General features: G+C 32.4%; 10 protein-coding genes. 5 read left to right on the plus strand and 5 right to left on the minus strand.

From position 1 onward, the window contains the following. The first annotated feature begins 2 nt into the window (after nucleotides 1-2). The 4 genes from CHB81_RS05475 to scpA are packed head-to-tail and all read left to right on the plus strand — an operon-like array spanning nucleotide 3 to nucleotide 4,084. On the plus strand, nucleotides 3-1,367 hold the full coding sequence (locus tag CHB81_RS05475; RefSeq protein WP_089350878.1) for a methylmalonyl-CoA mutase subunit beta: 1,365 nt from the start codon (nucleotides 3-5) through the stop codon (nucleotides 1,365-1,367). A gap of 45 nt (nucleotides 1,368-1,412) precedes the next feature. Next, complete coding sequence (locus CHB81_RS05480; protein ID WP_089350879.1) at nucleotides 1,413-1,649, plus strand: hypothetical protein; 237 nt, start codon at nucleotides 1,413-1,415, stop codon at nucleotides 1,647-1,649. Continuing rightward, nucleotides 1,639-1,929, plus strand: coding sequence for a hypothetical protein (locus CHB81_RS05485; RefSeq protein WP_089350880.1), 291 nt, complete (start codon nucleotides 1,639-1,641; stop codon nucleotides 1,927-1,929). Before CHB81_RS05480 ends, CHB81_RS05485 begins: the two co-directional genes overlap by 11 nt. A gap of 16 nt (nucleotides 1,930-1,945) precedes the next feature. Next, nucleotides 1,946-4,084 (plus strand): methylmalonyl-CoA mutase, encoded by a 2,139-nt coding sequence (gene scpA, locus CHB81_RS05490; RefSeq protein WP_176427492.1) that lies wholly within the window; start codon nucleotides 1,946-1,948, stop codon nucleotides 4,082-4,084. A gap of 56 nt (nucleotides 4,085-4,140) precedes the next feature. On the opposite strand, the gene CHB81_RS05495 is transcribed toward scpA, so the two are convergent. The 4 genes from CHB81_RS05495 to dapF all read right to left on the minus strand — a co-directional run bounded on the left by CHB81_RS05495 (nucleotide 4,141) and on the right by dapF (nucleotide 7,798). Then, entirely contained in the window at nucleotides 4,141-4,788 is a 648-nt protein-coding gene (locus CHB81_RS05495; RefSeq protein WP_089350881.1) for a peptidoglycan-binding protein LysM, read from the minus strand. 558 nt (nucleotides 4,789-5,346) lie between these two features. After that, nucleotides 5,347-6,387 (minus strand): endolytic transglycosylase MltG, encoded by a 1,041-nt coding sequence (gene mltG, locus CHB81_RS05500; RefSeq protein ID WP_089350882.1) that lies wholly within the window; start codon nucleotides 6,385-6,387, stop codon nucleotides 5,347-5,349. A 10-nt stretch (nucleotides 6,388-6,397) separates the two neighbouring features. Further along, complete coding sequence (locus CHB81_RS05505) at nucleotides 6,398-6,931, minus strand: GNAT family N-acetyltransferase (RefSeq protein WP_089350883.1); 534 nt, start codon at nucleotides 6,929-6,931, stop codon at nucleotides 6,398-6,400. An 84-nt stretch (nucleotides 6,932-7,015) separates the two neighbouring features. Beyond that, a complete protein-coding gene (dapF, locus tag CHB81_RS05510; RefSeq protein ID WP_089350884.1) occupies nucleotides 7,016-7,798 on the minus strand; it encodes a diaminopimelate epimerase in 783 nt (260 codons plus the stop codon). A 139-nt stretch (nucleotides 7,799-7,937) separates the two neighbouring features. Between dapF and CHB81_RS05515 the strand changes: the two genes are divergently transcribed. Next, nucleotides 7,938-9,338: a trypsin-like peptidase domain-containing protein gene (locus CHB81_RS05515; RefSeq protein ID WP_089350885.1), complete on the plus strand. Its 1,401-nt coding sequence runs from the start codon at nucleotides 7,938-7,940 to the stop codon at nucleotides 9,336-9,338. Nucleotides 9,339-9,469: 131 nt separating this feature from the next. On the opposite strand, the gene CHB81_RS05520 is transcribed toward CHB81_RS05515, so the two are convergent. Continuing rightward, on the minus strand, nucleotides 9,470-9,791 hold a 322-nt coding region (locus CHB81_RS05520; RefSeq protein ID WP_141130361.1), incomplete at its 5' end, for an IS3 family transposase.

Here is a 9,791-nt window from a genome sequence, read left to right on the forward strand (position 1 = left end):
CAATGGCCACTACCCTATTCGACGATTTTAATCCGATTTCATCCAAACAATGGAAACAAAAAATTCAGTTTGAATTAGATGGCGCTGATTATAACGAAACCATAATCTGGAACTCTCCAGAAGATATTCAGGTAAAACCTTTTTATCATATAGACGAATTTTCAAAATCGGCACCAGTAAAAACCAACGCTTCAAATTTCAAAATTTGTCAAAACATCTTTGTATACGATATCGAAAAATCGGTTCAAAGAGCGATAAATACTATTGAAAGAGGTGCAGAAAGTTTACGTTTTACTATTGAAAACGAAAAAATAGATGCTCAAAAATTATTAGAAACTCTTCCTTTAGAGAATAGAATCGTTTACTTTAATTTGAATTTCATTTCAATCGATTTCGTAAAACTATTAAACACCATTTCAATCCAGAAAAAAGCTGTTTTTTATTGCAATATTGATCCAATTGGACATTTTGCCAGAGAAGGAAATTGGTTTCCAACATCAGACAAAAATAATTTTGAAACGATAGAAAACATTTCAAAAGCAACCACAAATCTTTCTCTTTTAAGTGTAGATTTAGGTTTATACCAAAATTCAGGTGCCAATATTACACAACAAATTGCGTATAGTTTAGGTCATGTAAACGAATATTTGAATCGTTTACCAACTATATCGAAACCAATTGTTTTTCAAATTTCGGTTGGAACCAATTATTTCTTTGAAATTGCAAAACTTCGTGCTTTACGAATGCTTTTTAAATTAATAGCTTCAGAATATAATCCAGATTTAGAATGTCACTTTTTGGTAACGCCAACCAAACGCAATAAAACAATATACGATTACAACGTAAACATGCTTCGAACCACAACCGAATGTATGTCAGCTATTTTAGGTGGTGCAGATGCTGTTGCCAATTTGCCTTATGATGCTTTATACCATAAAGACAATGAATTTGGCGACCGAATTGCAAGAAATCAATTGTTGGTTTTAAAACACGAGAGCTATTTTGATAAAGTAAACAATCCTGCTGACGGAAGTTATTATATTGAGAGTCTGACCATGCAATTGGCAGAAAAAAGTTTGACTCTTTTTAAAGATATTGAAGCCAACGGCGGATTTCTGAAACTTTTGAATGATGGAACCATCAAAAAGAAAATCCAGGAAAGCGCCACTAAAGAACAGGAACTATTTGACTCAAGAAAAGAAGTTTTATTAGGAACGAATAAATATCCGAACAAAGATGACAAAATGAAACACGATTTAGAATTGTTTCCTTTTGTAAAAATCAAACCAAGAAAAACATTAATTACACCAATAATCGAAAAAAGATTAGCCGAAAAACTGGAGCAGGAAAGGCTTGAACTTGAATAATATTGATATCGAATAGCTATATTTAAATATAAATCTAAAATAATTATGGAAGCAATTAGACAAATAATATCCGTGAAAAACCGCTCTGTAACAGTTATTCTGCCAGACGATTTTACAGCAGATGAAGTAGAAGTAATTATTTTACCTATTCAAAATGATGAATATAAAATTCCGCAATGGCAAATTGATCAAGTTAGAGAAAGAACAGAGACTTATTTAAAAAATCCAAAAAATGTTACTGACATTGATGATTTTTTAAAAGAAATCGAAAATGATTTATAAAATAGTAATTGTTGAAGAAGCTAAAATTGATTATAAAAAATCACTTCTCTATTATAAAAATATACATCCAAAATTAGCCATTAGGTTTAATGATTCATTTAAAAAAAGTTTAGCTATTATTAAGAAAGATCCATTATTATTCCAAATTAAATATGATACTATTAGAATCATATTTTTTAAAACTTTTCCATATGCAATACATTATTCTATTTATGAAAACTGTATCGTAATAAAATCCATTTTTCACACATCCAGAAACAGCGAATTAAATTTATTTTAAATAACATTTTTCACAATTGAGAAAAGACCTTAAACATATAAAGTTAGAAGTTAAAAGTGAAGCGTCAGATGAACTGATGAATAATTCTGAACCTATAACTCAAAACTTCTTCACAGCAGAAGGAATCGAATTAAAAGAAACCTATTCTGAAAAAGATATTGAAGATTTGGAGTTTCTTGAGTTTGGAGCTGGATTTGCACCAAACTTACGCGGACCTTATGCCACAATGTACGTAAGACGTCCATGGACAATTCGCCAATATGCAGGATTTTCTACCGCAGAAGAAAGCAATGCCTTTTACAGAAGAAATTTAGCTGCTGGACAAAAAGGGCTTTCAATCGCTTTTGATTTACCAACGCATCGCGGTTACGACTCTGATCATGAAAGAGTTGTTGGAGATGTTGGAAAAGCCGGAGTTGCAATAGATTCTGTTGAAGACATGAAAATATTGTTCGATCAGATTCCATTAGATGAAATGTCGGTTTCAATGACCATGAACGGTGCCGTTTTACCTATTATGGCTTTTTATATTGTTGCAGCCGAAGAACAAGGTGTTGCGATTGGAAAACTCTCAGGAACAATCCAAAATGACATTCTGAAAGAGTTTATGGTTCGTAATACTTATATATATCCACCAACTCCTTCGATGAAAATCATTGCAGATATTTTTGAATTTACGAGCAAGAAAATGCCAAAATTCAATTCTATCTCGATTTCAGGATATCACATGCAGGAAGCCGGAGCAACCGCCGATATTGAATTGGCTTATACTTTGGCGGATGGTTTAGAATACATCAGAACCGGACTTTCTACAGGAATGACGATTGATGAATTTGCTCCTCGTCTCTCTTTCTTTTGGGCAATTGGAATGAATCATTTTATGGAAATCGCTAAAATGCGTGCAGGTCGAATGATTTGGGCAAAATTAGTACAGCAATTCAATCCTAAAAGTGATAAATCGTTAGCTTTAAGAACACATTGTCAAACTAGTGGCTGGAGTTTAACAGAACAAGATCCGTTCAATAATGTAGCGAGAACTTGTATTGAAGCAACTGCTGCAGCTTTTGGCGGAACTCAATCTTTGCATACCAACGCACTTGACGAAGCTATTGCTTTACCAACAGACTTTTCGGCAAGAATTGCACGTAATACACAAATCTTTTTACAAGAAGAAACTAAAATTACTAAAACTGTTGATCCTTGGGGAGGAAGTTATTATGTTGAAAGCCTGACGAATGAAATTCTTAAAAGCACTTGGAAACTGATCGAAGAAGTTGAAGAATTAGGCGGAATGACCAAAGCTATTGAAGCAGGAATTCCTAAATTAAGAATTGAAGAAGCTGCGGCAAGAAAACAAGCCCGTATTGATAGCGGGCAAGATATTATTGTGGGTGTAAATCAATTTAGATTAGAAAAAGAAGATCCGTTGCATATCTTAGATGTTGACAACCAAATGGTTCGTAAGCAACAATTAGAGCAAATTGAACATATAAAAGCAACAAGAGATACTGAAAAAGTAAATCAATCACTGGAAAAACTAATACTTTGCGCAAAAACCGGACAAGGAAACTTACTTGAAATTGCTGTTGAAGCCGCTCGAAACAGAGCAACATTAGGCGAAATTAGTGATGCTCTGGAAAGTATTTTTGGCAGATTCAAAGCGCAAATTAAATCCTTTAGCGGTGTGTATAGTGCAGCAATAAAAAACGACGAGAACTTTGAAAAGGCAAAACAATTAGCAGACGCCTTTGCAAAACAAGAAGGAAGACGTCCTAGAATTATGATTGCCAAAATGGGACAAGACGGACATGATCGTGGTGCGAAAGTAGTCGCAACCGGTTATGCCGATGTAGGTTTTGATGTAGATATCGGCCCACTTTTTCAAACTCCGGCAGAAGCAGCAAAACAAGCTGTTGAAAATGATGTACATATATTAGGTGTTTCTTCATTGGCGGCAGGACATAAAACATTAGTCCCACAAGTTATTGAAGAACTTAAAAAACACGGTCGCGAAGATATTATGGTTATTGTAGGTGGTGTTATTCCGGCGCAAGACTATCAATTTCTATTTGATGCCGGAGCAGTAGCCGTTTTTGGTCCCGGAACTAAAATCAGTGAAGCAGCTATTAAAATCCTTGAAATTCTAATTGACTAAAAAAGAGCATAAAAAAATCCCGAATTATCGGGATTTTTTTTGTTTTCTTTCGATACTTAATCGTGTATCGTAGCATTACTGTCTGCTACAATATAAGAAAGATCATAACCTCCAAAGGCTCTTAGGTAACTTTTTAATGAAGTTCCATAAGCGTCTCTAAAATGTCTACTTCCTTTGTTTTTGAAAAAGTTTTTAACTGAACCAGCGCCTCCAAGATGTGCGGCGGCTAAAATTCCTGATTCGGTAATTGCAATACCATTGATAACTTTTCCTTCATACCTTTCAATTTCATTACGTAAAATCCATTTATTCTTGGATAACAACGCAATAAATGCTTTTTCTTGTAAGGCAGGATCTTTTAAAAATGCTTTCTTATTTTGAATACCAATAGATTTCAGGGCTTGAGTCCCAAATTGATATTTTCCCATGTAACCAAGTGAATTTACCAATCGGTATTTTCCTTGTGATTCTTTAAAGGCAACTGCTTCTTTAAAACCTATAAGACGTTTTCCTGTAAATGGGGCATTTAACTTGTGTAAAGTAGGATAATCATCCTCTTCGAGCGATGGAAACAAGTATTCAGACCCATCTGTTTTTTCTATTAAAAACCAAGGTTTGGTTTCTAGATTAAAGGGTTTAAAACCCAAACTTAAAAATGTAATAATAACGATCAAACTCGCATAAAAATACCATTTCTTTATCATAAATTGTTTTTCTTCAAAACGCTGTCACCCTCTTGAAATTTCTACGGTGCAAAGATAAGAAATACAAAATAACACTGAAAATCAACGCTTTACATAATTTAAAGATTACAAATATATGCTTCAATCCCTTTATTGATGCAGTTTTCGAGCGGTAATCAAAGACTTTGATTTTACTATAAAACCACCAAAATATAAATTTAAAAAATGCAATTTTTATCAAATTTTTAGCAATTTAGTTAAAATAGCAGGATTAAACCTACCAAATGTTCAAGATTTTTAAACAAAATTTATGTCGTAAAAATTTGTTTTTATCATTAAATTTATGTAAACTAAAATATAATCTTTTGTAAATTTCATTTTTTCAGATGAAATAAATTAGAGAATTGTAATACGTATTTTTTTGATTATTATTTAGAATGGGAACGAAAAATGGGTAAAACATTCAATTAAATAATCCTTTCGAATTTGTAGAAAATTAAAATAATAAATAGAACAAAAAAACCGAAGCTTAAAGCTTCGGTTTTTTTGTTCTATTTTAATCAATTAATACTCAAAAAATCATCTTGTCACTCCTTGAGTGGCGATCCAGTCAGAATATTTTTTTGCATTTATTTGATGTTGCTCATAAGTTGATGCAAATTCATGATATCCAAAACGATCGATACTTGCACAGAAATAAATATAATCGTTTTTTTCAGGATTTAAAACCGCATCCACAGCTGTGATATCAGGCATTGCAATTGGTCCTGGAGGAAGTCCAACATTCACGTAAGTGTTATATGGAGATTTCATAATCAAATCATTATAAAAAACTCTTTTAATAACCTGATCAAAATTGTTGTCTCTTAATTTTAAAGCATAAATAACTGTTGGATCTGCTTGTAATGGCATTTCTAAACGTAAACGATTCAAATAAACTCCGGCAATACGAGGTCTTTCATCTTTCTTTACTGATTCTTTATGAACAATAGAAGCCAAAATTGTAGCCTGAACTGGTGTTAAACCTTGCTTTTTAGCTTTTTCAATTCTTTCAGGAGTCCAGAAATTATGATATTCTTTGATCATTTTATCACGAAACTTCTCTGCAGAAGTATTCCAATAAATCTCATAAGTATTTGGAATAAACATCGCAAAAACATTGTCTTCATTGAAACCATTTTCTTTTAAGAAAGTTGAATCTTTAATAGCTTTCATCAATGATAAACTGTCTGCTTCGATTTCTGAACCAACTCTTCCGGCAAAGTTCTCTAAGCGCTCCTGATTGTTAAAGGCTAATTTTACAGGAACATTTGAGCGCATTGCACGAACCAAATCGATATTATTCATATCTTTTTTAAGTAAGAAACGCCCAGATTTCACATTTTCAGGATAGCCTCTTTTATTTGCCACCATTTCAAAATTGTCGAAATTCTTGATGTAAGGTTCTAATATCTTTTTAACATCGGTATAATTGGCTCCAGTTGGAACATATACGTACAATTCTTTTTCTTCGAATTTAGTATTTGCGCTGAAGATTTTGCTAATTAAAACAAATCCGTAAACCATTAAAGCTGAAATTATGGCAACAGCTGTTATTGTGATTATTTTTTTTAGGCTCAAAGTATAAAGTTTAAATTTGTTTGTTAATTAATTGAAATATTGCTTCGTCTTGATAGTGGTTATTTAGCAAAATCCAATCTTTTTTAATTCCTATTTTCTCAAAGCCAAATTTAGTAAAAAGAGCTATACTTGCTACATTTCCTACAGCAATATTTGCATATAATTGATGTAAATTTAAATTATGAAAAGAATACTTAATTAGAAGTTCTAATGCCTCAGAACCTACATTTTGCCTTTTATTTTCTTCTTTTTGAATAACAATTCCAATACCTGCCCTATTATTTTTAGGATCAAATTCAAATAAATCAATCAATCCAATGGCGGGAAAATCCTGATCCTGACAAATCGCTAAACGCAATTGTTTGGCCTCATAAATATCCTGCTGCGCATTTTCGAGATATTGACGAACCAGAAAACGACTATAAGGTGTTTGAGTGTTACTAACCTCCCAAATACTTTCGTCATTTTCCATTGCATAGACAAACTCTAAATCATTGGGCTCTAAAGCACGCAAATAAACAGAATCACCTTTGAGTGTTATCATTTTTAATTTTAGTTTTTATAACGTAGTTTTTGGAATTTGGACTCGAGCACTAGCGAACAGGCGAAGCAATTTAAGAATTGAACATTATATCTCTATTGTTCCTTTAAAAACAAATTTAGCAGGACCAGTCAGGAAAACATTAGTAAAATGATCTCCCATTTTATCAAAAGAAACTACAAGTTTTCCTCCTTCAACATTTAAATTAATTGAAGTTTTATCCGTTTCACCAATTGCATTCATAGCGATCGCAACCGCTGTTGCGCCAGTTCCGCAAGCCAGAGTTTCGTCTTCAACACCTCTTTCATAAGTACGAAGTGAAAAAGTGCTATCATCAATCTTTTTTACAAAATTAACATTACTTCCTTTTTCACCATATAATTCGCCATAACGAATTGCGGCGCCATTATCTTTTACATTATAATGTTCTAAATCTTCAACAATTTGAACATGATGTGGTGAACCGGTATTTAAAAATGTATACGAATCTTTCTTTTGTACTTCATCAACATCGATCATCTGCAACGAAATTATAGCATCACCTCCTACTGAGGCATGATGCAAACCATCTGTTGCAATAAAGGTAGTTTTGTTCTCAATTACTCCCAATTGATTGGCAAAAGCAACCAGACAACGACCGCCATTTCCGCACATCGAACTCTGATTTCCATCTGAATTATAATAGACCATTTTGAAGTCTGTTTCAGTATCATTTTCCAGCAAAATAAGTCCGTCTGCTCCAATGCCGAAACGTCTGTCACATAGACGTTCAATTAATTTAATGTCTTCTTTTGGAAAGAAATTTGAACGATTATCAATCATTACAAAATCGTTTCCCGTACCTTGATATTTATAAAATTCTATTTGCATTTTTTTTACATTAAGAAACACAAAAGTACGAACAAATAATTAATGAAATGTTAATCAATGTTAAAGAGAGTTAAACCATTTTACCTGTTAAATTTTTGAATTATTTTTACCTTAAATAACTTAAACATAAATTATAATCATGAAAAGATTTTCAACCTTATTTTTAGTTTCACTCCTTAGTGGTGCAACTACCCTTGGTGCTTACAAGTTATTATTTGACAGCAACAATTCTTTTTTTGGAAGAGGAAATTCTGTTGTTACTCTTGCCCCCAATTCATTCAGTAAAAATGTTGGATTAGCTGCCGAAACTGTTGATTTTACAGCTGCCGCAGACAAAACAGTTCATACGGTTGTTCACGTAAAAAATGTTTCGCGCAGAACAGTCAGTAATCCTATGATGGAATTTTTCTATGGTTATGGAGGTGCGCAACAACAAGAGCAGGTTGGTACGGGATCTGGAGTCATCATTTCTGAAGATGGATATATCGTAACCAATAATCACGTAATTAAGGATGCGACCGAGATTGAAATTACATTAAACAATAAAAAATCATATCCGGCAAAACTTATTGGTACAGATTCTAAAATGGATATTGCATTACTAAAAATTAATGCCGACGAAAAACTTCCTTACACTGCTTTTGCCAATTCTGATAACGTAAAAGTGGGCGAATGGGTTTTGGCTGTTGGTAATCCATACAATTTGACTTCGACTGTAACTGCGGGAATTGTTTCGGCGAAAGCCAGAAATTTAGACACAAAGGGAATTCAGTCTTTTATTCAAACTGATGCTGCGGTAAATCCTGGAAACAGTGGTGGTGCTTTGGTAAATGCAAGGGGAGAATTAATCGGTATTAATACTATGATTTCGTCAATGACAGGTTCTTATGTTGGATATTCGTTTGCTGTTCCTTCTAATATCGCTCGAAAAATAATCGAAGATATTATGGAATTTGGTAATGTTCAGAGAGGAATTCTGGGTGTTGAAGGTGGTGAATTAAACAGTACTGCTTCAAAAGAATTAGGAATTACTGAAACACAAGGTTTTTATATTAGTAAAGTTTCTAAAAATTCAGGGGCCGAAAAAGCAGGTCTTGCCAAAGGAGATATTATTGTAAAACTTGATGAACAAAATATCGCAACTTATGCAGATCTTTCTGGATACATTAATACAAAACGCCCAAATGATGTTATTAAAGTAACTTATGTTAAAGATGGGAAAACTAAAACAGTTCCGGTAACTTTAAGTAAAAACGAGTTTTATAGTACTGAATTTAAAGGAATCGAATTAGAAAATATCGATGCTACCGATAAAAAGAAATTCAGAATTGATTATGGTGTAAAAATCAAAAACATCAATAATGAAAACCTGATGCAATATCAAAATGAATTACAAGGCAATATTATTTTAAGTATCGATAATGTTAAAGCAACAAATATTGAAAGCGTTTCTAAACTTTTAAGTAAAAAAGACGAAGGACAAAGTATACGTCTTGAAATGATAAATAAAAATGGAGAAGTTCTTCGAATCATTATTTAATTATAATTGTACATTTTCATTCGAAGTTTGTAGTTGCTACGAATGAAAACTAAAAAATTCTCCAAGTAAACACAGTTTCAAAAGCCATCTTAGAAATTAGACTGCACCCAAAAGTTTAGACAAATTTATAATTAAGTTTGATAATAATGAGCTCGATATTTTATCGGGCTCATTTTGTTTAAATTTGATTTAATTCTTTCGTTATTGTAATATATTATATACTTATTAATTTCTTTTTTTAATTGTTCTATTGATTTAAATTTTTGGGTATAAAACATTTCAGATTTTAATATTCCAAAGAAGTTTTCAATAATTGCATTATCTAGGCAGTTTCCTTTTCTTGACATGCTTTGTTTGATTCCTTTTTGTTTTAATAAAAGTTGGTAATGATTCATTTGGTATTGCCAGCCTTGGTCTGAATGAAGTATTAAATTTGTATTATCTGGTATTTTT

Origin of the sequence: Flavobacterium sp. ov086 (assembly GCF_900187965.1) — a bacterium.
Taxonomy (GTDB): Bacteria; Bacteroidota; Bacteroidia; order Flavobacteriales; family Flavobacteriaceae; genus Flavobacterium.

What these genes read in the sequence shown, in the direction of transcription:
- CHB81_RS05505 (WP_089350883.1), bottom strand. Translation starts at nt 6,931, where the DNA reads ATGATAACACTCAAAGGTGATTCTGTTTATTTGCGTGCTTTAGAGCCC.
- dapF (WP_089350884.1), bottom strand. Translation starts at nt 7,798, where the DNA reads ATGCAAATAGAATTTTATAAATATCAAGGTACGGGAAACGATTTTGTA.
- CHB81_RS05485 (WP_089350880.1), top strand. Translation starts at nt 1,639, where the DNA reads ATGATTTATAAAATAGTAATTGTTGAAGAAGCTAAAATTGATTATAAA.
- CHB81_RS05475 (WP_089350878.1), top strand. Translation starts at nt 3, where the DNA reads ATGGCCACTACCCTATTCGACGATTTTAATCCGATTTCATCCAAACAA.
- CHB81_RS05480 (WP_089350879.1), top strand. Translation starts at nt 1,413, where the DNA reads ATGGAAGCAATTAGACAAATAATATCCGTGAAAAACCGCTCTGTAACA.
- CHB81_RS05515 (WP_089350885.1), top strand. Translation starts at nt 7,938, where the DNA reads ATGAAAAGATTTTCAACCTTATTTTTAGTTTCACTCCTTAGTGGTGCA.
- CHB81_RS05495 (WP_089350881.1), bottom strand. Translation starts at nt 4,788, where the DNA reads ATGATAAAGAAATGGTATTTTTATGCGAGTTTGATCGTTATTATTACA.